We start from the raw sequence: 26,494 nt of genomic DNA, 5'->3' as shown, positions 1-26,494 counted from the left end.
CTTTTTCATTCGCAAAATCATCCAGGTTCTGGAATCACTTGTATCCGACATGAAAACCCTTCTTTTTTCTAATATTATACTACGGGAAAATCCAATTGCATTTGAAAAGGAATGTTATGCACTTTTTATTCACCTTTAGCATATGGTGCAATAGGCGATGTCTAAGTGTGAGGTGAGAGTAATGGCAAAAAGAAAGCGGCCCTCCGTGGACGGATTTCGGGAGTTTGTAAAGGAACATCCTCATTTAGTGAATGAAGTGAGAAGCAAACAAGCAACATGGCAGGAACTTTTTGAAGAGTGGTATTTACTCGGAGAAGATCATCCACGCTGGCAGGCTGACGGTAGTGTGGGTGAATCCAAAGTGAATACAGGATCCCCATCACCGCCGGTTGAAAAGGGAGAACAAAGCACTGAGCTGATCGGTTCGTTAATGAGTGCAGTTAAAAATATGGATATGGGGCAGATTCAACAATATATTACGAATGCAAATCAGGCCATCGGTGCAATCCAAGGAGTGCTATCTGCTTTCCAAGGGAATAAATCAGGTGATACCAGTCCTCCCCCAAAAGAAAAAGAGCAGAGAGCTAACCCTTTTTTATTCACTAAAGATTAAGGAGGGTTTTTCATGCGTCAGAATATATATGAATTCATTCAAACAAACGAAGATATGCGAAACTACTTGAGGATCCAGCCTGCATGGTACAAAAGGTTAATGCGTAATCCCCATGAAGTGGATGTGTTTGAAACCGAAGCGAAATATTATTTTGAAAAGTCGATTCCGCATCGGGTATCTAAATTTTCTGAAAGTGTTCAGGTTGCCTCAATGATGCTTCATATGTTTCAAGCGATGAATGCTCCAGGTGAATGAAGAAAATAAGAGTAAATTACTCCTTTTGGCGAACAATAAAGGCAAAAGGGGGACGATGGAATGAGAAAGTTGATATTAGCTCTTACAGTGTTGATGGCGGCGTCTGGTTGTGGAAAGAAAATACCGGAACCGGAAAATTCAGGAGTAGCCATGCAAGGTGTTTCTACACTTAAAGCTGCCACCACTGTATCGAGCATCCAAAATTCAAATGAGGACTTTCGGGTAAAAACTTTTGTAAAAGGCAACTCTGTCTATGTAGAGTGCTACTTGAAAAACTATGGCTTTTCTGAATCAAATTCCGGACAATTGGCAACTGTTTCGGTATCTATCGATAATCAAAAAACGGTCGATATGAAAACGGCAGCATTTATCCTAAAGGATGTCCCGAATGGCATGCATAAAATTAAGCTGGAGATTTTGAATGGTTCCGGTGAAAAAACAGGGCTGCAAAAAGAGATTGAGGTACATATCACTTCCTCGATTTAATCAAACCATTAGCATCTAATAGGCAGAAATGGTAAAATGGTTGTGGAGGTGAGCTTGTTAATGCTTGCTACTATGGAAATCATCGACATTTTACAACAGGCTGATGGATTAGCTGAAATGATCCTTCATTCTGAAATAGGGGAAGAATACCTCCTTAGTTTATATAAATTACAAAGTGACAAAGAGGCTCAGCGGAAAATTTCCAAGTTTACTTCGCTAAAGGATCTATTTGAAGATGTTCAAAGGTTCGGTAAATATCATCCGGATTATAAACGCATCAATTTAGAAACTAGGCAAGCTAAACGAGACATGGATATGCATCCTGCGGTTGCTGAGTTTAAGCGGGCGGAGACCGAATTGCAATCCCTTCTTGATGAAATCAGCGGAAGAATTGGCCGAGCGGTTTCTGAACAGGTCAAAACTCCAGCGGGGAATCCATTTTTTGTGTCATCCGGTGGATGTTCAACGGGAAGCTGCGGAACCGGCGGAGGTTGTGGGTGCTCTGCTTAAGGTAATGGCCAGCCCGTTAACATTTAGGTCAGTATTCAAGAACATGCAGCCATCGAAATTTGACAATATTGTGGAGTTCGGTGGCTATGTCATTCTTCGAGACAGTGGGGTGCATGGATAAAGTCCCTTCCTTGAACGGATGGTTATATTAAGGATACATCACAAAGCAATTAACTGCGATATAAAATACAGTCCGGACAAAGGTTGCCGCAGCAAAACATCTTTTGCTGCGGCACATAAAAACGATGCCTGAATACATATAAATGTTCTTCTTGCCGTACGAAAATGGTTTCACAATGAAGCTGCTTGCCACGCATTGAAAGGCTTGCGGCTTTTTTTATTAAATAAGAAAGCTTACTACTATCATTTTGTGCCGGATGATAATGGATATATAAAAATGGTATACCTGTGAATTTTTTTATCGAAGCTTGGGCAATTTCATCATTATCCAATAGATGATCAATAAATTGATGCCAAATTTTATTTAAATCCATCGTTTGTCTAGGCTCCCTTCACAGTATTTATATTCATAATAGTGAGAGAATTTCGTTTATAATCTTTTTTTTCTTGGTTGAAAGTAAAGATTCTGCTATGCTACACTTAGTTAAAACCTTTATAAAAGGGAGTTATTGATATGCTTGGAGCGAGACAGGGAATCATCGTCTATTTACATACATTAAAACAAGCCAAAATGCTTAGGAAATTTGGAAATATCCATTATGTTTCAAAAAAGTTGAAATATGTAGTGCTTTATACGAATATGGATGAAGTGGAGCCACTAGTGGAAAAACTGAATAATTATTCGTTCGTTAAAAAAGTGGACCTTTCTTACAAGCCTTTTTTGAAGGTGGAGTTTGAAAACTCCAAACCGGATAAAGCGAAAGAATATGATTATAAAATGGGAATTTAAAAAAAGCTAACTCATGCGGAGTCAGCCTTTTTCAATTCAGGGATCAACATCTTTCAACCTAATGGGGGCAGATATCTATTCATTCGCAAAATACCGATTAAATGTTGGTAGTACAACTCGATTTCTGCAAACAGCACTGAAGGTTTTACGTCGATTTCAATAATTGGTCTATCCAGTTCTTCCGCCAAGTTCTCAAAAAGCTCATAGCGTTTGTTTTTGGTGGCATGGGGGTTCGGTATACCTTCACGGCAAATGTAAAGCGGCTGGAATTTCCCAGGATCTGTGGGCTGCATGACGATAACCAATGACGTTACCTTTTTATCATTTATGGTAGTATGCATGGCCAGAAGCCTTGCAACCCGATGTTTCTGATTGCGGCCTACTTCCAGCAATTCATAGATATCGGAATATCCTTGTCCAATTTCAATAAAACGTTGAATCAATTAAACCTCTCCTAACTAACTTATTATTCATTACTTTATCATTATCGCTCATAAAAGAGAAGGACAACTTTATTGACGAATCATGATAATGAAAATTAGATATCAGAGGTTTATCAATAAAAAAAGCCCTGCAAAAATATGCAGGGTCCTTCTATGTCTAACTAAGAACCAGAAGGCAAAGGGAGAGGAGAAACCGGAGGAAGAACTTATGGGGAAACGTAAGCCTTCTCCGCGGTTGGCAACAACACCTATAAAAAGGAATGTTGTTATTCACATTATTGCCAAAAACCCATTTATTATTCAAGATGTAAAAGATTTATAAAAAGTATGGATATGTTTTTTCATGGTACGAAATGTTAAGTTGATTTTCATCTTGGAAATGAAGCCAAATGGGTTTAAATATTGGCTAGCTTTTTCTAATATGTTAGGATAGGAAAGTAACAGAAATTTGTCATAAAATGTGGTGAGAATGATGAGGGTCGTTTCCGGAATTTGTAAAGGAAGACCACTTAAGGCTGTAACGGGTACAGGAACCCGTCCGACTACTGATAAAGTCAAGGAATCCATTTTCAATATGATTGGTCCTTATTTCGAAGGAGGGCTGGTCCTCGACTTGTTTGCGGGGAGCGGTGGGCTGGGAATTGAAGCGTTAAGCAGAGGCATGGATAAAGCCATTTTTGTCGACCGGGATTTTAAAGCAAATCAAACGGTTAAGGCCAATTTGGAGCTATGCAAGTTTTCAGACCGTGCAGAAGTTTATAAAAATGATTCGGAGCGTGCGCTGAAAGCGTTGGTGAAAAGGGAAATGACTTTTGATTTGATTTTTCTTGATCCACCTTATAAGAAACAAAAGCTAGTAGAGATTCTTGAAGAAATACATAAATACCGATTGCTGAACGATATGGGATACATTGTTTGTGAACATGGCCATGATGTAACATTGCCAGAAAAAGTTGGTGACTTTACCGTTAAGAGAAAAGAAGTTTATGGCATCATTGCCGTTACGATTTATCAATGGGGAAACGTACACGAACAGGGGGAACTATGAATGTCCAAAATAGCGATTTGTCCAGGGAGTTTTGATCCAATAACATTTGGTCATCTTGATATCATTCAAAGGGGAGCGAATGTTTTTGATGAGGTATATGTGGTCATCGTGAACAATTCAGCGAAAAATTCACTTTTTACAGTGGAGGAGAGACTGGAATTGATTACTGAGGCGACTGCCCATATGCCGAATGTTAAAGTGGATTTCTATCAAGGATTGACGGTCGACTATGCTGAAAGCGTTTCCGCGAATGCCATTATCAGGGGATTGAGGGCGACTTCCGACTTTGAATATGAAATGCAGGGAACTTCGATGAACCGATTCCTTAACAATAAAATAGAGTCATTCTTTATCATGACGAAAAATCAATATTCTTTCTTGAGTTCAAGTATCGTCAAAGAGGTTGCGAAGTATGGCGGGGATATCTCAGAACTGGTGCCAAGCGTCGTTCAGAAAGCTCTGGCCAAAAAGTACGAGGATCTGAAAGGATAGAAAAAAAGAGCATTGCCAACGCGCAATGCTCTTTTTTCGGTTACGAAAGGCCTTTGAAAAGCCTTTTGGTATATATGATGATGTATAGGGTCAAAAACACGAGGGTTAAAATGGGACCGAAATCAAGCATGTTCTGATATATGGAATTCACGTGTTCACCGGAACCGCTGACTGGAAATGCGTTTATCGGGCTGCTGCTGTACCTATTGCCTTTATAGAATGGTTCCCATAGCAAGACGGTAATAACGGATGCCAGAAGGCCATGTACTATCCTAGCCAAAAAAAAGGGAGTGAAACGGATGTCTGTTGCAGATATGATGCTGGCAACTTGCGCCTGTATGCTGAACCCGTTGAAAGCCAAGATGAAACTTGTCATCACGGTTTGCTGAAAGAGCGTCGCATCTTCGACCGTACTGGTTAATTTTGAACCAAGAGTCATTTCAAACATGCCTGATATGAAGGGTAAGCTTAAAGAATCAGGGAAATTAAAAATATGTAAAATACCTGCGACCCCCGATGCTAGCAATCCGGTAATGTTCATATGAAATAACAGTTTGTTCACCACTGAAAAGAGAATGATGAAACCCCCGATCATTAATAGGGTTTGAATGGATGAGAGCACCGCATCTCCAAGTAAACTGCCAAATGGCCTTGTTTCTTTTAATCTGGTTCGATGCATTTGGCTAAAGGCTTGTCTTAAGGAGGGGAGCTTGGTCATTACTTTTGTATGGGATTTTTCTTCTTTCCAACGGTAAAAACGCATGATGATGCCTACACAAAAATTTCCTAGGTAGTGGGAAAGTGCAAGGATGATCCCTAAATGAGGATTGTGGAAAAAACCAACGGCAACCGCAACGAACAGGAACAATGGATTAGATGAATTAGTAAAACAAACGAGTCTTTCTGCCTCAATGCGGGTCAATTGTCCTTCCTGACGAAGCCTTACAGTGAACTTCGCTCCAGCTGGAAACCCAGATGCAAGTCCCATCGCCCAAACGAAACCGCCCACTCCTGGTACACGGAATAAGGGACGCATAAATGGTTCGAGCATGACGCCAATGAACCTGACAACCCCAAAACTGATTAATAACTCCGAGAAAATCAAGAAAGGTAGAAGCGAAGGGAAAACAATTGTCCACCACATATTCAGTCCGCCTTTGGAAGCTTCAAAGGATTCTTGGGGGAAGATGATCAAGCCAACTGCCATCATCGTGACGGAGGTAGCTAACAGTACTGTTTTAGATTTTGATTTTAGCAAAATTCAGCCTCCTCTTGAAGGTTACTAAATAAGGGCAGTTCGTTTCGTATATAATAATATATGAACTTCCTTTTCTCGAAAAGTAAGCGCATGATGGAATATGGATTGTACCGACATGTATAAATGAGAATGATATGCACAATGTAATTTTCAATGCAGGCCATCACTTCATTGGCTACAAAGTTTATATCTGCCATGCTTGTTTCACTGTCAATATAAATAATATGCTTCTATAAATCCGTTTAAGACCATAACTTTGAATGAGTGTTATTTCAATATTTTGAACCAGTTATAGGCGGGAGGGTTATCTTTGTTGAAACCAAAAGTCGGGCTTGCACTTGGGTCAGGAGGAGCTAGGGGATTTGCACATATTGGCGTGATAAAGGTATTACACCAAGAAGGCATTCCGATAGATATGATTGCTGGAAGCAGCATGGGAGCCATGGTTGCTGCCTTTTATGGAGCAGGTTCGGATATAGAAAGGCTGTATAAGTTGTCCCGTGCATTTAAGCGAAAGTATTATTTAGACTTCGCCATACCTAAGATGGGCTTCATTTCGGGTAAACGGACAAAAGATTTAATCAGGGTATTTACATATGGTAAGAAATTTGAAGAACTTGATATTCCTGTGGCGGTGGTCGCCACTGATATAAAAACGGGGGAAAAAGTCATTTTTCAGGAAGGTCCCATCGCACCGGCTGTTCGGGCAAGTATCTCCATTCCTGGCATTTTCATTCCCGAAAAAATTGGAAACCGACTGCTTGTTGATGGCGGCGTTGTTGACAGGGTTCCTGTTTCAGTCGTTAAGGATATGGGGGCAGACATCATAATTGGTGTGGATGTAGCCCACGTGAAACAGGATATGGAGATAAATTCCATCTATGATGTCATCATGCAAAGCCTCGATATTCTGCAAATGGAGCTGGTTAAAAGCAGGGAGTTTGCTTCAGACGTCATGATACGCCCCAGGGTTGAGAAATACAGCTCGAAATCATTTACAAACGTACAGGAAATAATTAGTATTGGAGAAGAAGCTGCAAGAGGAAAGATAGATCAAATTAAGCAGAGCATTGTTACTTGGAAGGAGTCCTTTGAAGATGAACCGTAAAATGTATGTACGCACTTTCCTGGTGGTGGCTATACTACTCATAGCATCAGCTCTTTATTCCCTACCTTTTTATGTATCAAAACCAGGAATGGCTAAAGAATTGGAGCCAATCATTGAAGTATCCGGAGGAGATGAAGCAAAAGGAAGTTTTATGTTAACCACTGTAAGGATGGGACGGGCAAACGTATATTCCTACATGCTTGCGAAGTGGAGCAAATATCAGGAGCTTTATCCGGAAACCTCCATTCGAAGCGAAGATGAAACAGATGAAGAATATAATATTAGGCAGCTGCACTTAATGGATGGTTCTAAAAATAATGCCATTCAGATTGCCTATGAAAAAGCAGGGAAAGAAGTCGATTACGAGTACCTGGGTGTATATGTTTTGGACGTGCTAAAAGGTATGCCGGCAGCTAAAGAACTGAAAGCGGGCGATCAAATCATTCAGGTCGATGAAGTTAAATTCAAGTCTGCACAGGAATTCATGGAATATATTAACGGAAAAAAGGCTGGGGATGAAGTTAAAATAGTGTATAAGCGGGAAGAGACGGAGAAAACGGCCGTTCTTACATTGCAGCCTTTTAAAGATGATCCAAATAGGGTCGGAATTGGCATTTCGCTGGATGATAACCGAAAAGTGATCACAAAACCGGCGATTGCCATAGATTCAGAACAAATAGGCGGTCCTTCAGCTGGTTTAATGTTTTCATTAGAAATTTATAATCAATTAACAAAAGGCGACCTTACAAATGGGTATGATATAGCCGGTACGGGAACGATGTCTGATGATGGGACGGTCGGACCAATTGGCGGGATTCAACAGAAAATAGTTGCAGCAGATAAATCTGGAGCCGAAATATTTTTTGCCCCAAACGAAAACGGAGCAGCAGGTTCGAATTATGAAGATGCACTCATTGCAGCAAAGGATATCGACTCGGACATGAAAATCGTGCCAGTGGATAAATTTGAGGATGCAATAGCCTATTTAACGAAGCTGAAAGGAAAAGAAAAATGAGAAAAGCGCAAGCAGTCATCTACTGTTTGCGCTTTTTTTGATGAGTAGATCTTTACTCTTAAAGATGGACGTGCCAAGCTTAAACCATTCTTCACTTAAAAATGATGGGAGATTCATATTCCCGTTTCATCAAGGCAGCTTGATACGGTTCGGGCAATCCCAGTGCATACACCTGTGCCGCTTGCAAGTCCGTATCAATGTTCTGCTTCTGATAGGACGAAAGTTTAGAGATGAGCGGAAGAGGTAAGCCTTTTTTTACTGTGCGAAGATATTCTTGTCCACGGGCATTCATGCCAAGAAGTCTGATATAGGCTGGTTGGTCATTGGGTATCACCTGTTCCTTTAATGTATGGGTCAATATATGGACACACATCCGCTGTAGACGTGTCCATGTGTAGCGTTTTGTCTTCAGAGCTGCCATGAATCCAGAAAAGTTCGAAGATTGTTTGGCCATCTCCTTAATCCTGTGTTCTATGCCTTCCTCGATTTCGTATATCCCAGCCAATCCGATTAAAGAGGAAGAAAGGATTCGGTATTTCAACATGGGCCAATACATTTCCCAGTCATGCAAGGCATGGTAGTCCGTTAAATATTGCTCAAGACATCTCATTGTCGGTTGAGGAATATAACTGGAAACAGAATTTAATTCCTGGTGTTCATGGATGGCTTTACGTATCCCCGTTGCGCTGGCAATAGGGTCTTTAGACAACTTTGTTTCATGGTATCCGGCAGCGACCCTTTGAATCGTATAAGGGCGAATGGCATAGCCATTTGAAAGGGCGGCACTCACATATTCCTTTCCGAGAATATTATTTGGCTTCGTCAAATCCAATGCCGCATCACCATCGATGATCGATCGATAAGCCTGGGCAGCACTGGCTGGATAACTATTACCTGCATTCATAGCCTTTTTAATTGCGGCATCCAATGCTGCGGAATTATCCGAAAGAATTCTGTGGGAGGTAATGAATGGTTCAATTCTGCCATCCTCGCTTCCGAAGCAAAAGGAGTCACAGCCCAGGGATTCCAAAAGAGAAATAGACCCTTTTGCAAATATCTCCGCCTTCTGTGTCGCGAAAGTATAGGGAAGCTCAATGATAAGATCTATGCCTCCATTCAAGGCCATTTCGGCACGGGTCCACTTGCTGACGATAGCAGGCTCGCCACGTTGCAAGAAGGGCCCGCTCATAACGGCCACTACAACATCTGCCCCTGTTTTTTCTCTGCTTTCTCTTGCATGTAAAACATGTCCATTATGAAAAGGGTTATATTCAACTACTAAACCGCAAGCTTTCATTCGTTCACCTCTGAGAAAAACTTTGTATTTTATCAACTTAGTGCTAAAATAGTATTTCAAGTAAAATTACTATAAGTAATCGTCGGGATTTTTTGTTTGAAATGATTCTTAAAACTTAGACAATCAGTTAGGATGACTACATTATAGTGTAAAGAAAAAATATTGACAAACTTATAATTGAAAGCTATAATTATTTTTGTTGCCTTGAGGTGATTTCATTTGAAATGGACGATTAGTCAACTTCAAAAAATTCGGGACAAAGATTTACGGTTTGATGAACTGGTGGATGTCTTGGACATTAGAGAAAGAGACCCGCAAATTCGCGATGTTTCTCCGATCAGAGTAGCAGGAAGAGCTGATATCAGCTCGACCGAGATTACTTTTCACTTGCATCTTTCAGGTGAATTAACATTACCTTGCTCCCGTACACTGGTAGACGTTAAATATCCGATTGATATTGATACAAAGGAAACCTTTCTTTTAAAGGCAGATGGCACTGATTTCTACGGAGATGATGTCACTGTCGTGGAGGGTGACGTTGTAGACCTAATACCGGTAATTAAAGAAAATTTATTGCTAGAAATTCCGATGCAGGTTTTTTGTGAGGATGTCGATTCGAACGAAGCTGCTCCTCAATCTGGGAAAGACTGGGCCGTTATTTCTGAAGAGGAAAATGAGCATAAGGTTGATCCGAGATTTGCAAAGCTTGCCGACTTTTTTGACAACAATAAAGAATCTTGATTGGAACGAAAAATCGTTAATCCGATTTTTCCAGCTTTTTTATATTTTTTAAGGAGGTGGGAATAATGGCTGTACCTTTTAGAAGAACGTCGAAAACTGTAAAAAGAAAACGTCGTACGCACTTCAAGCTTCAAGTACCTGGTATGGTAGAATGCCCGAGCTGTGGTGGAATGACTCTTTCGCATCACGTTTGTAAAGAATGTGGAACATATAAAGGAAAAGAAGTTGTCGCAAAATAATTTCTTGACCTACTTGAGAGCATTGCTTTCTTGATGCAACACGCTAATCAAAGCGCAGGGATTTTTCTCTGTGCTTTTTTTACAAATATATTTGGCGGAATATTTAGAATAATCTATGTTTTGCCGATGATTTTAGAGAAGGTGTTTACGTGAATCAGGTGATTGATGTAGAAAAGGATAAACGAGGTTTCATGAAACTCCTGTTCAATAGACCGGAGAAAAGGAATGCCGTGAATTATCAATTGATGGACGAACTTGAGTTTATATTGTCAGAAGCTGCACGCGATGATGATGTTAAGGTGCTGGTCCTAACAGGTGCGGGCACTGAGGCATTCTGTTCAGGCGGGGATCTAAGGGAATTTCAGGATTTGCATACAGAAGAAGATGCCTTTGCTATGTTATCGAAAATGGGTGGAATTCTGTATAAACTAGCAGTTTTCCCGAAACCAACAATAGCGCTCATCAATGGTAGTGCTTTTGGTGGTGGATGCGAAATAGCGACAGCTTGTGATTTCAGGTTAGCAAAGAGCGGAGTTAAGCTAGGATTTGTACAAGGCACTCTAGGAATAACGACAGGATGGGGCGGAGCTTCACTTTTACTTGAAAAAATACCAGAGCAAAAAGCTCTAAAGCTATTATTGGATGCAAAAATACATAAAGCTGAGGAAGCAAAGGAATTTGGTTTCGTAGATGAGGTAGTCGGAGAAGGCGCGGATGGATGGGAAAGGTTCGCAGAAGATTTTCTTCGCCATGAGACAGGTGTTTTGATGGCCTATAAACGATTGTTGGTCCATAAATGGCAGGGTAGCGGGCTTAAAGAAAGAATGGACGCTGAAATCCGCGAATGTTCTAAACTTTGGGCTAGTGATGAGCATCATGCCGCAGTCGATCGTTTTTTAAATAAGAAAAAATAAACATTACCCGCTCTATATATCTTCTATCTTTCCTAGCATGTGCATATTATGAATTAAAACTTGCTGGGAGGTAGAGAGATGACGATTGCGAGACAAGATGCATGGACTCATGATGAGGATCTGTTGTTGGCTGAAGTGGTACTAAGGCATATAAGAGAAGGAAGTACACAATTAAAGGCGTTCGAAGAAGTGGGGAAACAGTTATCGAGGACATCTGCTGCTTGTGGGTTCCGTTGGAATTCATTTGTAAGGAAGCAATATAAATCAGGGATAGAGCTGGCGAAAAAACAAAGGAAAGAACAGGTAGTAAATAATCCCGAAATGGTAAGGGATTCGGTTACAGTGGTGGAAAACGTCACGATGGAAGAAAAAACGCCCGAGCATGAAGATAAAGAATCTATTACCCTTCAGGAAGTTATATTATATTTAACCAAGATGGATGAATCCTTTCAGCTTGATAATAAGGAAAAAGAACGGATTTCTGAGCAGTCCCTATTTCTTGAACGGGAAAATGCCCGTTTACTGGAAGAGAATGTTTTGCTTAAAGAAAACCTGAAAGCTGTTGAGGAAGATTATCGTGCGTTAATGCAGATTATGGAGCGTGCAAGAAAGCTTAGTGTACAAGAGGATGAAAAGTCGAATCCGAAAGTGAGTTTTCAAATGGACAAAAACGGTAATCTGGAAAGGGTCAATAAATAAAAAATGCGGGTGGAAAAATCCGCCCGCATTTTCTTGATATTTCCTTATTCTTGTGTATCTATTTCTTTATTATCTTGTATGTCAAATGGGCTCCAAATCAGCGGGTTTTCTCCGAGGTCCCTGTCCAAATCATAGGAAACAGCAGAAAAACCCATCTTCTTCCAAAAGTCTTGTGAATGGACTCTTGGGTTGGTTTTGATAGGCATGTTCAGGCTTTTGGCGAATTCGACCAAAGCTCTTCCATACCCTTTTTTCTGATAGTTAGGCAGGACTTCAAGTTTCCAAAGAACAAGGAAATCCCTAGAATTGTCAAAATACCGGTCGAATTTAGCGCTTCTTTTATACAGGCTCATGCGGGCTACAAGTTTGTCGCCATAAAAGATTCCGTAAAAAGGTGATTGGCTGTCATTTTCGATGATGTTACCCTCTAAATCATCTAGCATGGACAGTTCCTGTATCCCGTATTCTTTGAATTTTTTGAATTCCTCAAGCGTTTTAAAATTCACAAGTAATCGTTCCACCTTGTATTCCATAAAAAAGCTCCCCCTTAATTCTGATAAACCTCTTCCGATAGTACCCTTAGAAAGTCACCCCACTGATCTTTAACGTGTGGAATTCCAGCCTGGGTTAAATCTAATATGACATCATCGATTTATCCTAGCTGACTAAATGCTTATAGCCTTTTATCCCCCGCCCTTTTCCCTTCAATTTCTCGTGGGTTGAGATTGGAGTTATCTTTTGTTCCTATTAAGTCTTCAAAATGGCTAAGCTTTTCGTATCTAATATACCATTAAATTAACACTTAAAGAAGAAAATATATCTTCGGTGGGTATTAATAATTCTTCCCATCGTTATTTATGGTGGGCCTTGTTGATGGCAGTTCCATTTCATTCAATCAAATTGTCTCCATTTTCCAACGATGGGAAAATTGTTGCAGGATAAAAAAGATAATGTGATAAAATAGTGAATATATTTCAAAAAGTAAGGAAGGTTATTATGAGAATTGGAATCGTTGGTGGAGGGGCCATCGGGCTGCTGTTTGCGTCTCATTTAAGTGGAAAACATAGTGTGACTCTCTATACCCATACTGCGGATCAAGCGTCGATCATTAAACGTGATGGAGTCCGTCTTATTGTGGATGGTGAAAGCAGGCAGCTGACAGGCATTGTTTCTAAGGGCTTGGATGATGGGATATTGGATGTGGATCTTCTTATATTGGCCGTCAAGCAATATCACCTGCCGCATATACTGCCTAGGATCAAAGGTATTCAGGTTCCATTGCTATTCTTGCAGAATGGCTATGGGCATATTTCTTATTTAAAGCAGCTTAAATCCCCGACCATATATGTGGGGGTAGTGGAGCATGGAGCATTGAAACATGACGGGAATACCGTGGAGCATACGGGGCTCGGCGTTACAAGGATCGCTTCCTATAAAGGGGAACTTGAGCAACTATCGTTAGTGAATGAAAGGATCGATCATTTTCCTTTTGCGAAGAGTGATGATTTTCACTCGATGCTGATGGATAAGCTAGTCGTTAATGCAGTGATAAACCCATTAACAGCGATACTTGAAGTGGAAAATGGCGGTTTAATCACCAACTCCTTTTACTATCAATTATTTCAAGACCTTTTTGAAGAAATATCCGATATTTTGGAAGTTGAAAATAAGGAGAAGTCATTTGAACATGTGAAAACCGTTTGTAGGGCGACAGCGGAAAATCGATCGTCCATGCTAAAAGATTTAGAAAATGGACGTAAAACGGAAATTGATGCTATTTTGGGTCATATCCTCTCAGAGGCAAAGAGTAAAGGGAAAAGTGATTGCCTGACGTCTTCTCTATATAAGATGGTCAAAGGAAAAGAGTCTCAGGGGGGATGAGAATGTGCCGTACGTAGTTTCAAGCCTTGCCGCGATATTTATTACCTTGCCTTTCGTAGGGTATATACTTTTTTTTATAAGTGCCAAACAATTCACTGGAAACCATAGGCGCTCCGTTCAATTTGCAATGGACATGAGTACGCTGCTGTTCGTATTATCCGTCCATTATTTGATCATTACCATTTGGGATAAGCAAATTCTTTGGGTGATCATGCTCGTCATGATCATCAACGCATTCGTGGTGGTCCTTGTCCATTACAAGGTAAAAGAAGAAATCATTTTCCATAAAGTATTAAAGGGTTTTTGGAGAGTGAACTTCGCCTTCTTTTTCGTAGTTTACCTTCTATTATTTTCCATTGGGATAATTTCAAGTATCACGAAGATATTGACTACATAATATAGAACATCGCATCAATTTTCTGCTGCTGGGCAACTTCTTTTGTTTTCTTAAACCGGAATGTTATACTCTAAAAAGAATTGTAGTTGCAGAGAAAGGGAGAACAGAAATGGAGATGAAAGATCTCGAGTTACCATCTTTAAACCGTTTTGCATCGGACTATTTACAAAACCGTCTTGAAACGGAGGATTATTTTCACTATGACTTGTCTAAGCCGGACATTTATCCCGATAGATATAATGAGTTGATGAATCGCTCTTTTTCACGTGATGAATTGTCGGATTACATACAACAATACATGTCTCGTCTTTCATTCAGTGAGGCGGTTAAGGGGAATATTGATAGGTTGCGCAGGGATGATTCCGTGGTTGTGATTGGAGGTCAGCAGGCTGGGTTATTATCAGGGCCGTTGTATACCATTCATAAAGTGATTTCGATTATTAAGCTTGCGGAAGAACAAGAAAAAGAGCTGGGGCATCCAGTTATTCCAGTCTTTTGGATAGCTGGAGAAGATCATGATTTGGCAGAAGTCAATCATGTTTATGTTATGAAAAACGGTAAACCCGATAAAAAAACCTATCCTTCCTATCAGCCGTATAAAACAATGGTTTCTGATGTGGAACTTGAAACGGAAAAGGCAGAGAAGTGGCTTGAAGAAATCATTGAAACTTATGGAGAAACGGCCTTTACGAATAAACTCCTGATTGATATGAAGGAAACCATTAAGCAATCGAATACTTTCGTCGATTGCTTCGCCAGGCTGATTCATGAATGGTTCAAGGAATATGGTCTTTTGCTAGTCGATGCCGGAGATCCGGAATTAAGGCGAATTGAAAAGGCATACTTTGAATGGATGATCAATGATAGTGGACGGATTGCTGAAGTGGTCGAGGAACAGCAATCATTCATGCATGCGAAAGGGTATGCAAAAATGATTGAAATGGAGAAACGGGCAGCTAATTTATTTTATTATGATCCAGAAAAAAAGGATCGATGTTTACTCGAACGTGTAGAAGGCGGTTTCAGCGGAAAAAACGGTGAGGTATCATTTACCGAGCGGGAACTCTTGCAGATAGCCAAAATTCATCCAGAACGATTAAGCAACAATGTCATTACGCGCCCGCTCATGCAGGAAATGCTATTCCCTGTACTGGCTTTCGTTTCTGGGCCGGGGGAAATAGCTTATTGGGCAGAATTAAAAAAGGTATTTGAGTTATTTTCCATGAAGATGCCGCCAATCATCCCTAGGTTAAACATCACGCTGGTAGAGCGCAGTATTCATAGCGATCTTGAAGAAATGGAACTCAGTTTGGAAACTGTTCTGACTGAAGGAACGGCTAATGCTGTGAAAAGTTACCTTGATTCTGTGAAAGATGAGACGGTTGACACCCTCTTTGGGACGCTGAAATCACAGCTTGAAGAGAATCATGAAAAGCTATTTGCCCACGCTGTCTCTTTAGATAGAGGACTTGAGCCGATGTTGAACAAAAACATGGAATTCATTCAAAAGCAATTGAATTTCATGTATGGAAAAATCGGTGACCGTACAAAGGAACGACATTCGGTCATATTGAAAAAATATGAACGGATAGCAAATTCACTGTACCCTCTTGGATCACCCCAGGAGAGGATTTGGAATGTGTTTTATTACTTGAATCAATACGGTCCAGAGCTCGTACGGGATATGATGAAACTGGAATACCGGTTCAATAATAAGCATAAATTGATTTTTATTTAGAAAAACCATCTGTTTTGGGGAAAAGTGGCGGACAAATCATTTTGAATAGGGTTGCCACATACCAATCTTGACGGAGGGATTAAAAATGTAAAAAAAAGACAGGTGCTAAAGCCTGTCTTTTTTCTGTTTCCTGGGCACATGTCAGGTATTGCTTCGACAGTAATAGTGGGACTGCGTCCTAGACTGAGTCCATTCGAGGGAAATGTACCTTTCTTTGAATAATTTGGCTAAATAAACTTAAGTAGAAAAGAAGGGAATTTTTACTTGGAAGGAGAAAGTAAAAACAAGTGGAGAAAGGTGGGGGAATGTGGTACATTGAGATTAGAATGTGGGGGTAGTGGGTATGTTCATGGGAGAGTACCATCATAACATCGATATAAAGGGCCGTTTGATAGTCCCAGTGAAATTCAGGGAAAATCTCGGGGAGCAATTTGTCCTTACCCGCGGACTCGATCAATGTTTATTTGGTTACCCTATGGAAGAGTGGAAGCTGCTTGAAGAAAAGCTGAAAGCCCTGCCCTTAACCAAAAAAGATGCCCGAGCCTTTACCCGTTTTTTCTTTTCTGCAGCTACAGAATGCGAAATTGATAAACAAGGGCGAATTAATATCCCCACGCCGCTTACTTCATATGGCCAATTGGAAAAAGAATGTGTAATTCTTGGTGTTACCAATCGTATTGAGATTTGGAGCAAATCCCTTTGGGAAAACTATTTTTCAGCTTCGGAGGATTCTTTCGCTGAGATAGCAGAAAATATGATTGGCTTTGATATTTAAGGCTGCCCTCAGTAATAGAGTCACTCAATAACCGATTGGAAGGATGTCTAGCATGTTTCAACATACAACAGTGTTATTAAAAGAGACGGTTGATGGATTGAACATCAAACCTGATGGAATTTATGTAGATTGTACTTTAGGAGGAGCCGGTCACAGCGAATACTTACTTTCTCAGCTCTCTGACAAGGGTAGGCTTTATGCTTTTGATCAGGACGAAACGGCGATTAGGAATGCTAAGGAAAAACTGGAAAGCTATGGCGAACGTATTGTTCTTGTTCCTAATAATTTTAAATACTTAAAAGAAGAGTTGAATGCCCGGGGAATCGAGAAAGTGGACGGGATCCTATATGATTTAGGCGTGTCATCCCCACAATTGGATACACCAGAGCGTGGTTTCAGCTATAACCATGATGCACCTTTGGATATGAGGATGGACCAAAGTGCTGCCATTTCTGCCTATGATGTCGTGAATACTTGGTCATTCCATGATTTGCTGAGAATTTTCTTTCAATATGGAGAAGAAAAGTTTTCGAAACAAATTGCAAGGAAAATTGAAGCGGCGCGTGAAATAAAACCGATTGAAACGACGTTTGAGCTTGTGGAATTAATTAAGGATGGGATACCTGCCCCGGCAAGACGTAAAGGCGGACATCCTGCGAAACGAGTGTTCCAAGCAATAAGAATCGCTGTGAATGACGAACTTGGTGTCTTTGAAGATTCCTTAGAGCAAGCCATATCGCTTTTGGATAAAGAAGGAAGAATATCTGTCATTACATTCCATTCGCTTGAAGATAGAATTTGTAAAACGGTATTTAAAAAAGCGAGTGCCCTTCCAGACCTTCCGCCTGGACTTCCAGTTATCCCGGATGAATTCAAGCCACCTATGAAAATAATTACGAGAAAACCGATTTTACCTTCAGAAGAAGAATTGGAAGGGAATAATCGTTCCCGGTCGGCTAAGCTAAGAATCGCCGAAAAGCAATAATTACAGAAAAAAACAGTAAGGGGGAACATGAATGAGTTCCATAGCCAAAAAAATACAAGAACAGCAATATGAAGACCAACAGCAGCAACAGACACATCAATCAGTGGTCATCCGTAAAGCGAAGATATCCATTGGTGAAGTTTTCTTACTATGTGCCCTTGCTATCATGGTAACCTTTATGGGAGTGAAAATAGTTTCTAATCAAGCGGCCATCTATGAAACGAATAAAGAGATCCAGCTAGTGGAAAATTCGATTGAAGAGCAGGGTAAAGTGAATGATGATTTGAAAGTGCAGGTTGCTGAACTTAGTACATACGAAAGGATTTGGAAAAAAGCTGCAGCGCTAGGGTTCAAGTTAAATGAGAATAATGTGAAGGGTGTGCAGTAATAATGCAGAAACAAAAAAATATGAAGCATGGGGCAGCCGGATTATTCTTCTTATTCGGCCTGCTCTTTTTTGTGTTAGTCTGCCGCTTTTTGTATATTCAGGTGACAGGTACAGCAGGTGGGGAGGTTTTGGCTTCAAAAATCGACAAGAAATATGAAAAAAAACAGGTCATAGAAGCAAAACGGGGAAGCATACTCGATACAAAAGGTGAAGTCATCGCCGAGGATACTTCTTCCTATATCTTAAGGGCTGTACTCAGTGAAAAGGAGCCGGAGCATATCAAGGATCCGCAGATGACCGCGAATAAGCTTGCTAAATATATCGACATGGATGAACAGGACATCTATGAAAGGCTTACGAAAAAAGAGGCCTACCAAGTTGAGTTTGGCAGTGCCGGCAAGGATTTGACTCAGGTCGTTAAGCAGAAAATAGAGAAATTGGAACTGCCGGGAATCACATTCGGAAGAACCAATAAACGTTTTTATCCTAATGGAATTTTCGCTTCCCATCTTATTGGCTATGTAGAAAAAGATGAAGAAACGGGAGAAATGGCCGGTAAGTTCGGCATCGAAAAGTACCTCAATAAAGAATTGCAGGAAACGGATGGGAAGCTGACATATGACAGTGACTCATGGGGATTCCTGTTACCGGATAAGGAGGAAAAGGTTGTTGCTCCGGACAATGGCAATGATGTCATGCTTACCATCGACAAGAAAATACAAACGTTCCTGGAAGATTCGATGAGCAAAGTGCAGGAAAAATACGATCCCGAGCAAATCATAGCGATTGTCTCCAATCCCAAAACGGGGGAGATTGTAGCGATGGGGCAAAGGCCTACCTTTCATCCGACAACGAAAGTCGGGCTTACGGATACATGGCGTAACCTGGCTATTGAAGAAACCTTCGAACCGGGTTCAACCATGAAAACATTCACCCTTGCAGCGGCTGTTGAGGAAGGGGTCTTTAATCCGAATGAAAGTTTTGTTGCCGGAACCTATAAAGCAGGATCGGGGAAAATCGGAGATCATAGCGGAATCGAAAGAGGGAAGAGCATGACCTTTCTTGAAGGGGTTCAACGTTCCTCCAACGTCGCTTTTGCTACTCTTGCGATGGATAAGATAGGGGCTGATGCCTTCCGTGAGTATCTGACTAAGTTCGGATTTGATAAAAAAACGGGAATAGACCTGCCCAACGAAATAACCGGTAAAATTCAATACAAGTATAAGCTTGAAAAAGTGACTACTTCCTTTGGACAGGGTTCGACTGTTACACCGATTCAACAAATCCAAGCGGCATCCGCAATAGCCAATGAAGGGAAAATGATGCGGCCGTACGTGATAAAAAGCATTTCCGATCAGGATACCGGAAAAATTCTGAAAACGACAAAGCCGAAAGTGACAGGGCAACCGATTTCGGCAGAAACTGCAAAACAAGTACGTGATTATTTGGAAACGGTAATTTCCGCAAAAAAGGGAACTGGGAAAAAATATGCGATTGATGGATATGAAGTAGCGGGGAAAACCGGTACTGCACAAATTGCTGGTCCGACAGGCAGATATTTAGAAGGGAAAAATAATTATGTATTCTCCTTTTTAGGTATGGCTCCAAAAGATGATCCGCAGTTGGTCATGTACGTGGCGGTCAAGCAGCCGAAGTTAGGTGTTTCTTATGTTGGAGCGGATCCATTGTCAGAGATATTTAATCCTGTCATGCAAAATAGCTTACAATATCTAAACATTAAACCTTCTGATGTTAAAAAACAAAAATCTAATAAAATCGTTGACTATACGAATCAAACCGAGAGTTCAGCTGCCAAAGAACTGAAGGAACTTGGTTATGATGTAAGTACGATCGGAAGTGGACGTAAAGTGCTCGATCAATCCCCGAAAGCAGGGAGTATTCTCTTACAGGGTGAAAAGATCATCCTGAGGACGGAAGGGGAAATGAAGGTTCCTGACATGAAGGGATGGTCACTGCGCGATGTTATGAAATTGGCTAAGGTTGCAAAACTGGATCTGAAAACCGAAGGTACCGGATATGTGAGTAAACAGAGTCTTAAGGCCGGGAAAAAGGTTAATGAAGGAGAGACCTTCAATATAGAATTATCCCAGCCTGAAGGGGCTGGTGAAGATATACCTACAAAAGAGAAAACAGAGTGAAGATGAAGAGGGGATCCAAATGGATTCCCTCTTTTATTCTTTCAATGTTTCTAGTCTAGCATCGAGTAGACAAGCATATATTGAAGCATGTATGAAATGGAGGTGCCTTTTTTGCGTGTTTCGAATGTTACTGTCCGAAAACGGCTGGCAATCGCATTGGCGATCGGTATCGTTGTTTTTTTTATCATTGATATCCGATTGGGAATTGTACAATTTTATCTAGGGGATAAGTTGACGGGGCTGGCTAAAGATTCCTGGAGCAGGAATATTCCTTTTGAAGCCAAACGAGGAGAAATTCTGGATCGGAATGGTGTCGAGCTGGCAACGAATATATCTGCGCCAACAGTCTATGTAATCCCAAGACAGATTGAGAATCCTGGGGAGACGGCGGAACAGCTTGCTTCAATATTGGATATGACAAAGGAAAAGGCTTATCAATGGTTAACGAAACAGGCGATGAGCGTCAGAATTCCGGAAGGCAGAAAGATATCCCATGAAAAGGCGAAGGAAATTAAAGCATTAGGGATAAAGGGCGTTTATATCGCTGAAGATTCAAAGCGCCATTACCCATTTGGTGAATACCTTTCGCATGTTCTTGGCTTTACAGGCTCTGACAATCAAGGTTTGATGGGTATTGAATTGTCTTATGATAAGGAGCTAAGCGGGGAAAAGGGATTCGTTAAATTTTACTCGGATGCGAAAGGGAAAAGGCTTGAGAATATGGCCGATGACTATAAGCCCCCTGTTGATGGCGATAACTTGAAGCTTACCATCGATAGCAAAATCCAGACAATCGTGGAGAGGGAGCTCGATAATGCGGAGGCGACATATGATCCCGATGGTATAATTGCCATTGCGATGGACCCGAATACTGGGGAAATATTGGCAATGTCAAGCAGGCCAACCTTCGACCCGGCCAATTTTCAAAATGTACCTTCAGAAGTGTATAATCGTAATTTACCAGTTTGGAGTATATATGAACCAGGTTCGACTTTTAAGATCATCACTCTTGCTGCGGCGCTTGAGGAAGGGAAGGTCGACTTACAAAAGGAACATTTTTATGATTCTGGGCATGTGGAAGTGTCAGGGTCTACACTGCATTGTTGGAAGAGCGGAGGACATGGGGACCAGACTTTTCTTGAAGTCGTCGAGAACTCATGTAACCCTGGTTTTGTGGAATTAGGAAACCGGCTTGGTAAAGACAAGCTGTTTAAATATATAAATGATTTCGGGTTTGGGCAAAAAACGGGGATTGATTTAACCGGAGAAGGAAAAGGAATCATGTTCAATATGGATCGAGTGGGTCCCGTTGAGCAGGCAACGACCGCGTTTGGACAAGGTGTAGCCGTAACGCCCATTCAGCAGGTGACAGCGGTATCGGCGGCTGTGAATGGCGGAACTTTGTATACACCTTATATCGCGAAGGAACTGGTTAATCCAAAAAATGGGGAAGTGCTGATGCGAAAGACCCCACAGGCGAAGAAAAAGGTGATTTCAGAAGCAACCTCGAAGAAAGTCCGTGAAGCACTTGAATCCGTTGTCGCCCAAGGTAGCGGTAAAGGAGCATTCGTGGAGTCGTACCGGGTCGGCGGGAAAACGGGTACAGCCCAAAAAGCTGAAAATGGCAGATACCTTGAAAATAATTATATTCTTTCATTCATCGGTGTCGCACCAGCGGATGATCCGCAAATCGTCGTTTATATAGCTGTGGATAACCCGAAAGGAACGGTCCAATTCGGCGGGGTCGTTGCAGCACCGATCGTTGGGAATATCATGGAGGATTCACTTAGGGCCATGGGCGTCAAGCCAAGGAAAAACCAGATTGAGAAGGAAACGGTCTGGACGGATCCCGTCATGGTCGAGGTGCCTGAAGTTGTGGGTCTCAGCAAAAAAGAGTTGCAAACCCAGCTCATCGACCTTAAGCTGGATATTGCCGGCAATGGGGATAAAGTCATAAATCAAGCCCCGGATCCAGGTGTTAAAGTAAAACAAGGCTCTACAATAAGAATTTATCTTGGCGAAAATACAGAATAAGTATAATATAATATATGAATAGTTAAAGCGGCTGAAGAATCATCAGCCGCTTTGTTTACGGAGTCGGGATAACCCCGTATAATTGAAATTGGTTTCTCGACAAGCCAAGGCTAATCACATATAATGAATCCTCAAATTAAGTTGAGAGGGATGGAAAAATGAAGCTTCACAAATTACTATCTTATTTAAACTCCTTATTTACGTATGAAGGAGAAAATCCTAAAATCACCTCCATTGAAAATGATAACCGTAAAGTCATAGACGGAAGTTTATTTGTTTGTATAAAAGGTTATACAGTTGATGGTCATGATTTTGCCCAACTTGCTGTGGAACATGGAGCTGCAGCCGTCATTGCCGAAAGGCCGCTTGACCTCGATGTTCCCGTGATTGTAGTTAGGGATTCGAGCAGGGCGATGGCAGTGCTTGCCGACGCATTCTATGGCCATCCGACTCAAAAGATGCGCTTGATCGGAATTACAGGTACGAATGGAAAGACGACGACCAGTCACTTATTGGAAAAGATTTTCGAGGATCGACAAGAAAAAACAGGTTTGATTGGTACGATGTATACGAAAGTGGCCGATACGGTATACGAAACTAAGAATACGACGCCGGATAGCGTTACGCTGCAGAAGGCTTTTCATGAAATGGCCGAAGCATCTGTTACCACGGCCATAATGGAAGTTTCATCGCATGCACTTGAGCTTGGACGCGTCCATGGCTGTGATTTTGATATTGCCGTCTTTACGAATCTCACACAGGATCATTTGGATTTTCATAAAACGATGGACAGATACAGGCAGGCGAAATCCCTGTTTTTCTCACAGCTTGGCAATGCTTACATAGAAAATCGTCCTAAATATGCCGTGCTTAATGCTGATGATGAGGCAACAGCTGATTTCATTAAAGCGACTGCTGCTACAGTCGTAACATACGGCATAGACAAAGAAGCAGATATCAGGGCCAAGGATATAAAAATTGATGCAAATGGCACATCGTTCACCTTGACAGCAGGTAAAGAAGAGCGTTACATTCAGCTGAAGCTAATTGGTAAATTCAGTGTTTATAATGTACTCTCTGCCATCTCTGCTGCCTTGTGCGCAGGTAACGGTTTAGATGAGACAATTAGGTCCATCGAGGAAATAAAAGGTGTTGCAGGCCGTTTTGAGCTCATTACAGCGAATCAGGACTTCCCGGTCATTGTTGACTATGCCCACACTCCGGACAGTTTAGAAAATGTTTTAAAGACTGTTGGCGAGTTTGCTAGAAAGAAAATCTTTGTGATAGTGGGCTGCGGAGGGGACCGAGACAAGACAAAGCGTCCCATCATGGCCGAAATTGCATGTAGCCTGGCTACTGATCCGATCTTCACTTCGGATAATCCACGCAGTGAAGATGCTGCCCAGATCCTGCGGGATATGGAAGCCGGTGTGGCAGGTAAAGAATATACGGTTATTGAAGACCGCAGGCAGGCAATAGATTACGCTGTTTCCAAGGCGGAAGAGGGCGACGTTATATTAATAGCTGGAAAAGGCCATGAAACCTATCAATTGGTCGGTGACGAAGTGCTTCACTTCGATGACCGCGAAGAAGCGGAAAAGGCGATTCAAAGTCGTTTGGGTTCAGTTTGAACCTAAGCTGAAATTGCCATGCAACAAATAAGAAAAGACATCAAGCAGAATTTTATATTTGAATTGTGTTAGGAATGAGGGAGTAAGGAATGTTGGAACAAGTGATTTTTTATACGATTTTGGTGGCGTTTTTAGTAACCGTTCTTCTTTCGCCGATTTTCATCCCGTTTTTAAGAAGATTGAAATTCGGGCAAAGTATCAGGGAAGAAGGACCACAATCGCATCTGAAGAAAACGGGAACACCCACAATGGGCGGTTTGGTCATATTATTATCCGTTACCATCGCAACACTAGTCATGACTTTGAAATTTTCGGCACCTTCAACCGAAACGTATTTATTATTATTCGTTACTTTAGGATTTGGTTTATTAGGTTTCCTGGATGATTTCATCAAAGTGGTCATGAAGCGAAACCTAGGACTGACTTCCAAGCAAAAACTGCTTGGACAAATTGTGATTTCGGTCATCTTTTACTTCGTCTTTAAGCAGACAGACCGTTTTAATCCGGAATTGACGATCCCAGGCACTGACTTTGCTTTTGATTTTGGCTGGTTTTATCTGTTTATCGTTATTTTCTGGCTGGTAGGTTTTTCGAATGCCGTCAATTTGACGGATGGGCTTGATGGACTTGTCTCAGGAACTTCGGCCATTGCCTTTGGAGCTTTTGCCATTTTGGCCTGGAGTCAGTCACAATATGATGTCGCTATTTTTTCGGTGGCGGTTGTCGGTGCAGTACTTGGATTTTTGGTATTCAATGCACATCCCGCAAAGGTTTTCATGGGGGATACGGGTTCCTTGGCCCTTGGAGGAGCGATCGCAACCATCGCCTTGTTAACAAAGCTTGAAATCCTCCTGGTAATCATTGGAGGAGTCTTCGTCATTGAGACGCTCTCGGTTATCCTGCAGGTAGGATCTTTTAAAACGACTGGTAAACGTATTTTTAAAATGAGTCCGCTTCACCACCATTATGAGCTTTCCGGCTGGTCGGAATGGCGCGTCGTCGTGACTTTCTGGACAGTGGGGCTGCTGTGTGCGGTACTCGGAATCTATTTAGAGGTGTGGATATAATTGAGAGAGACTGTAAAGTATTCAGAGAAAAAGATATTAGTATTGGGTTTGGCAAAAAGCGGAGTGATGGCAGCTTCGCTCCTACATAAATTAGGTGCTTTCGTGACGGTCAATGACATGAAGCCATTATCGGAAAATCCTGAGGCTCAAGGACTTCTTGAACAGGGAATCAAAGTCATCTGTGGTAGTCATCCGATCGAGCTTCTTGATGAGGGTTTCGAGCTGATCGTTAAAAACCCGGGAATCCCCTATCGCAACCCTATTGTAAAAGGGGCATTGGAAAAAGGGATTCCAGTAATCACGGAAGTGGAACTGGCCTATCAGATAAGTGAAGCACCTTTTATCGGAATCACTGGTACGAATGGGAAAACGACCACGACAACATTAATATACGAAATGTTGAAGACCGGTGAAAAATCCCCGCTGATTGCCGGTAATATCGGGACAGTGGCTTCAGGTGTCGCTGAAAAAGCAAAACCAGATGACTCGATCGTCATTGAATTATCATCGTTTCAGTTAATGGGAATAGACGAATTTCGTCCTGAAATCTCAATCGTGACAAATTTGTATGATGCACATTTGGATTATCACAGTTCTAAACAGGAATATGTCGAAGCAAAAGCTGCCATTACGAAAAATCAAATAGCCTCAGATTTCATGATATATAATGCAGATCAAGATCTTGTTTTATCCATGGCGAACAAGACCAAGGCTGAACTTGTTCCTTTTTCAGCTGAAATGAAGCATGAGAATGGAGCCTATGTGGAAGATGGTGCAGCATGTTTCCGTGGAGAAAAGATCATTGAAGTTTCAGAGATAGCCCTTCCTGGGAAGCATAATTTGGAAAATGTGCTCGCCGCCATCTCAGCCGCCAAACTGAAGGGTGTAGCTAACGAAGCCATTCAGACTGTACTGAAAACATTTTATGGTGTTGAGCACCGTCTGCAGTTCGTAGCAACGATCGATAACCGTAAATTTTATAATGATTCGAAAGCGACGAACATTCTTGCAGCATCCAAAGCGCTAACTTCCTTTGCGGAACCTGTCATCTTATTGGCAGGCGGTTTGGATCGGGGAAATGAATTTGATGAGTTGAAACCGGCGATGAAAAATGTCAAAGCCGTGATAACTTTTGGTGAAACGGCAGAAAAAATTGAACGGGTAGCAAAAGAAATAGGAATAGCGAATATAAAACGTGTCGATAATGTAGAAAAGGCCGTGCCGGCTGCATTTGAATTATCAAATGCAGGCGACTGCATTCTTCTCTCCCCGGCTTGTGCAAGCTGGGATCAATATAAAACTTTTGAGCAAAGAGGAGACATGTTTATGGGGGCCGTGCATAAACTTAAGTAAGAGCTTTCGCAGAGAGAAGTGAACCTGCTTCTACGTTGACACCTTGGAAAAAAGCGAT

General features: G+C 41.5%; 29 protein-coding genes. 24 read left to right on the top strand and 5 right to left on the bottom strand.

Translation table 11 applies throughout. The features are described 5' to 3' along the window. Positions 1 to 181 precede the first annotated feature (181 nt). From IOC57_RS04390 to IOC57_RS04375, 4 genes are read left to right on the top strand one after another with little or no spacing between them, the layout of a single operon-like run. Positions 182 to 613 (top strand): YlbD family protein, encoded by a 432-nt coding sequence (locus IOC57_RS04390; RefSeq protein ID WP_286184519.1) that lies wholly within the window; start codon positions 182 to 184, stop codon positions 611 to 613. Between the two features lie 12 nt (positions 614 to 625). After that, positions 626 to 868, top strand: a complete 243-nt coding sequence (locus IOC57_RS04385; RefSeq protein ID WP_207437561.1) for a YlbE-like family protein — start codon at positions 626 to 628, stop codon at positions 866 to 868. Positions 869 to 928: 60 nt separating this feature from the next. Beyond that, a complete protein-coding gene (locus IOC57_RS04380; RefSeq protein WP_207437560.1) occupies positions 929 to 1,354 on the top strand; it encodes a hypothetical protein in 426 nt (141 codons plus the stop codon). A 60-nt stretch (positions 1,355 to 1,414) separates the two neighbouring features. Then, positions 1,415 to 1,864: a YlbF/YmcA family competence regulator gene (locus IOC57_RS04375; RefSeq protein ID WP_207437559.1), complete on the top strand. Its 450-nt coding sequence runs from the start codon at positions 1,415 to 1,417 to the stop codon at positions 1,862 to 1,864. A gap of 170 nt (positions 1,865 to 2,034) precedes the next feature. On the opposite strand, the gene IOC57_RS04370 is transcribed toward IOC57_RS04375, so the two are convergent. Further along, a complete protein-coding gene (locus IOC57_RS04370) occupies positions 2,035 to 2,358 on the bottom strand; it encodes a hypothetical protein (protein ID WP_207437558.1) in 324 nt (107 codons plus the stop codon). 140 nt (positions 2,359 to 2,498) lie between these two features. On the opposite strand from IOC57_RS04370, the gene IOC57_RS04365 reads away from it, so the two are divergent. Continuing rightward, entirely contained in the window at positions 2,499 to 2,774 is a 276-nt protein-coding gene (locus IOC57_RS04365; RefSeq protein ID WP_048684554.1) for a YlbG family protein, read from the top strand. 53 nt (positions 2,775 to 2,827) lie between these two features. On the opposite strand, the gene IOC57_RS04360 is transcribed toward IOC57_RS04365, so the two are convergent. Next, positions 2,828 to 3,217: a DUF7147 family protein gene (locus IOC57_RS04360; protein WP_063231953.1), complete on the bottom strand. Its 390-nt coding sequence runs from the start codon at positions 3,215 to 3,217 to the stop codon at positions 2,828 to 2,830. 472 nt (positions 3,218 to 3,689) lie between these two features. Between IOC57_RS04360 and rsmD the strand changes: the two genes are divergently transcribed. Continuing rightward, positions 3,690 to 4,265 (top strand): 16S rRNA (guanine(966)-N(2))-methyltransferase RsmD, encoded by a 576-nt coding sequence (rsmD, locus tag IOC57_RS04350; RefSeq protein WP_207437557.1) that lies wholly within the window; start codon positions 3,690 to 3,692, stop codon positions 4,263 to 4,265. Then, positions 4,266 to 4,757, top strand: a complete 492-nt coding sequence (gene coaD, locus IOC57_RS04345) for a pantetheine-phosphate adenylyltransferase (RefSeq protein WP_207437556.1) — start codon at positions 4,266 to 4,268, stop codon at positions 4,755 to 4,757. It begins immediately after the preceding gene. A gap of 40 nt (positions 4,758 to 4,797) precedes the next feature. On the opposite strand, the gene ylbJ is transcribed toward coaD, so the two are convergent. Then, entirely contained in the window at positions 4,798 to 6,015 is a 1,218-nt protein-coding gene (gene ylbJ, locus IOC57_RS04340; RefSeq protein WP_207437555.1) for a sporulation integral membrane protein YlbJ, read from the bottom strand. Positions 6,016 to 6,325: 310 nt separating this feature from the next. Between ylbJ and IOC57_RS04335 the strand changes: the two genes are divergently transcribed. Together IOC57_RS04335 and IOC57_RS04330 are read left to right on the top strand one after the other, a co-directional pair. Continuing rightward, positions 6,326 to 7,123: a patatin-like phospholipase family protein gene (locus IOC57_RS04335; protein WP_207437554.1), complete on the top strand. Its 798-nt coding sequence runs from the start codon at positions 6,326 to 6,328 to the stop codon at positions 7,121 to 7,123. After that, positions 7,113 to 8,138, top strand: a complete 1,026-nt coding sequence (locus tag IOC57_RS04330) for a SepM family pheromone-processing serine protease (RefSeq protein WP_207437553.1) — start codon at positions 7,113 to 7,115, stop codon at positions 8,136 to 8,138. Before IOC57_RS04335 ends, IOC57_RS04330 begins: the two co-directional genes overlap by 11 nt. Positions 8,139 to 8,229: 91 nt before the next feature. Here the strand turns inward: IOC57_RS04330 and IOC57_RS04325 are convergent, their stop codons facing one another. After that, positions 8,230 to 9,435, bottom strand: coding sequence for a nucleotidyltransferase (locus tag IOC57_RS04325; RefSeq protein WP_207437552.1), 1,206 nt, complete (start codon positions 9,433 to 9,435; stop codon positions 8,230 to 8,232). 219 nt (positions 9,436 to 9,654) lie between these two features. Between IOC57_RS04325 and IOC57_RS04320 the strand changes: the two genes are divergently transcribed. The 4 genes from IOC57_RS04320 (at position 9,655) to IOC57_RS04305 (ending at position 12,028) form a co-directional block, all read left to right on the top strand. Then, positions 9,655 to 10,176 (top strand): YceD family protein, encoded by a 522-nt coding sequence (locus IOC57_RS04320; protein WP_048684570.1) that lies wholly within the window; start codon positions 9,655 to 9,657, stop codon positions 10,174 to 10,176. 65 nt (positions 10,177 to 10,241) lie between these two features. Further along, a complete protein-coding gene (gene rpmF / locus IOC57_RS04315; RefSeq protein ID WP_034313929.1) occupies positions 10,242 to 10,415 on the top strand; it encodes a 50S ribosomal protein L32 in 174 nt (57 codons plus the stop codon). 149 nt (positions 10,416 to 10,564) lie between these two features. Beyond that, positions 10,565 to 11,329 carry an enoyl-CoA hydratase/isomerase family protein gene (locus IOC57_RS04310; RefSeq protein ID WP_309487660.1) on the top strand — a complete coding sequence of 255 codons (765 nt, stop codon included), beginning with the start codon at positions 10,565 to 10,567 and terminating at the stop codon, positions 11,327 to 11,329. A gap of 78 nt (positions 11,330 to 11,407) precedes the next feature. Beyond that, on the top strand, positions 11,408 to 12,028 hold the full coding sequence (locus IOC57_RS04305; RefSeq protein WP_207437551.1) for an RsfA family transcriptional regulator: 621 nt from the start codon (positions 11,408 to 11,410) through the stop codon (positions 12,026 to 12,028). 44 nt (positions 12,029 to 12,072) lie between these two features. On the opposite strand, the gene IOC57_RS04300 is transcribed toward IOC57_RS04305, so the two are convergent. After that, on the bottom strand, positions 12,073 to 12,561 hold the full coding sequence (locus IOC57_RS04300; protein WP_207437550.1) for an N-acetyltransferase: 489 nt from the start codon (positions 12,559 to 12,561) through the stop codon (positions 12,073 to 12,075). A 463-nt stretch (positions 12,562 to 13,024) separates the two neighbouring features. On the opposite strand from IOC57_RS04300, the gene IOC57_RS04295 reads away from it, so the two are divergent. From IOC57_RS04295 to murD, 11 genes are all read left to right on the top strand, one after another. Continuing rightward, positions 13,025 to 13,909: a 2-dehydropantoate 2-reductase gene (locus IOC57_RS04295; RefSeq protein ID WP_207437549.1), complete on the top strand. Its 885-nt coding sequence runs from the start codon at positions 13,025 to 13,027 to the stop codon at positions 13,907 to 13,909. Between the two features lie 4 nt (positions 13,910 to 13,913). Beyond that, positions 13,914 to 14,306 (top strand): DUF3397 domain-containing protein, encoded by a 393-nt coding sequence (locus IOC57_RS04290; protein ID WP_207437548.1) that lies wholly within the window; start codon positions 13,914 to 13,916, stop codon positions 14,304 to 14,306. 109 nt (positions 14,307 to 14,415) lie between these two features. Next, on the top strand, positions 14,416 to 16,044 hold the full coding sequence (bshC, locus tag IOC57_RS04285) for a bacillithiol biosynthesis cysteine-adding enzyme BshC (RefSeq protein WP_207437547.1): 1,629 nt from the start codon (positions 14,416 to 14,418) through the stop codon (positions 16,042 to 16,044). Between the two features lie 343 nt (positions 16,045 to 16,387). Then, positions 16,388 to 16,819 carry a division/cell wall cluster transcriptional repressor MraZ gene (mraZ, locus tag IOC57_RS04280; RefSeq protein ID WP_034313914.1) on the top strand — a complete coding sequence of 144 codons (432 nt, stop codon included), beginning with the start codon at positions 16,388 to 16,390 and terminating at the stop codon, positions 16,817 to 16,819. A gap of 52 nt (positions 16,820 to 16,871) precedes the next feature. Beyond that, positions 16,872 to 17,804 (top strand): 16S rRNA (cytosine(1402)-N(4))-methyltransferase RsmH, encoded by a 933-nt coding sequence (rsmH, locus tag IOC57_RS04275; RefSeq protein ID WP_144478625.1) that lies wholly within the window; start codon positions 16,872 to 16,874, stop codon positions 17,802 to 17,804. A 31-nt stretch (positions 17,805 to 17,835) separates the two neighbouring features. Beyond that, complete coding sequence (gene ftsL, locus IOC57_RS04270; RefSeq protein ID WP_207437546.1) at positions 17,836 to 18,192, top strand: cell division protein FtsL; 357 nt, start codon at positions 17,836 to 17,838, stop codon at positions 18,190 to 18,192. A 2-nt stretch (positions 18,193 to 18,194) separates the two neighbouring features. Beyond that, positions 18,195 to 20,351, top strand: coding sequence for a penicillin-binding protein (locus tag IOC57_RS04265; RefSeq protein WP_286184518.1), 2,157 nt, complete (start codon positions 18,195 to 18,197; stop codon positions 20,349 to 20,351). Positions 20,352 to 20,462: 111 nt separating this feature from the next. Further along, a complete protein-coding gene (locus tag IOC57_RS04260; protein WP_207437545.1) occupies positions 20,463 to 22,385 on the top strand; it encodes a stage V sporulation protein D in 1,923 nt (640 codons plus the stop codon). Positions 22,386 to 22,543: 158 nt separating this feature from the next. After that, positions 22,544 to 24,016, top strand: a complete 1,473-nt coding sequence (locus IOC57_RS04255; protein WP_207437544.1) for a UDP-N-acetylmuramoyl-L-alanyl-D-glutamate--2,6-diaminopimelate ligase — start codon at positions 22,544 to 22,546, stop codon at positions 24,014 to 24,016. A gap of 89 nt (positions 24,017 to 24,105) precedes the next feature. Next, on the top strand, positions 24,106 to 25,083 hold the full coding sequence (gene mraY / locus IOC57_RS04250) for a phospho-N-acetylmuramoyl-pentapeptide-transferase (RefSeq protein WP_034313901.1): 978 nt from the start codon (positions 24,106 to 24,108) through the stop codon (positions 25,081 to 25,083). Continuing rightward, complete coding sequence (gene murD, locus IOC57_RS04245) at positions 25,084 to 26,436, top strand: UDP-N-acetylmuramoyl-L-alanine--D-glutamate ligase (RefSeq protein ID WP_207437543.1); 1,353 nt, start codon at positions 25,084 to 25,086, stop codon at positions 26,434 to 26,436. It abuts the gene before it with no gap. Positions 26,437 to 26,494: the final 58 nt, after the last annotated feature.

The organism is Bacillus sp. SD075, from assembly GCF_017355165.1.
Classification (GTDB): Bacteria; Bacillota; Bacilli; order Bacillales; family DSM-1321; genus Peribacillus.
This window is presented reverse-complemented; position numbering and strand designations above follow the sequence as displayed.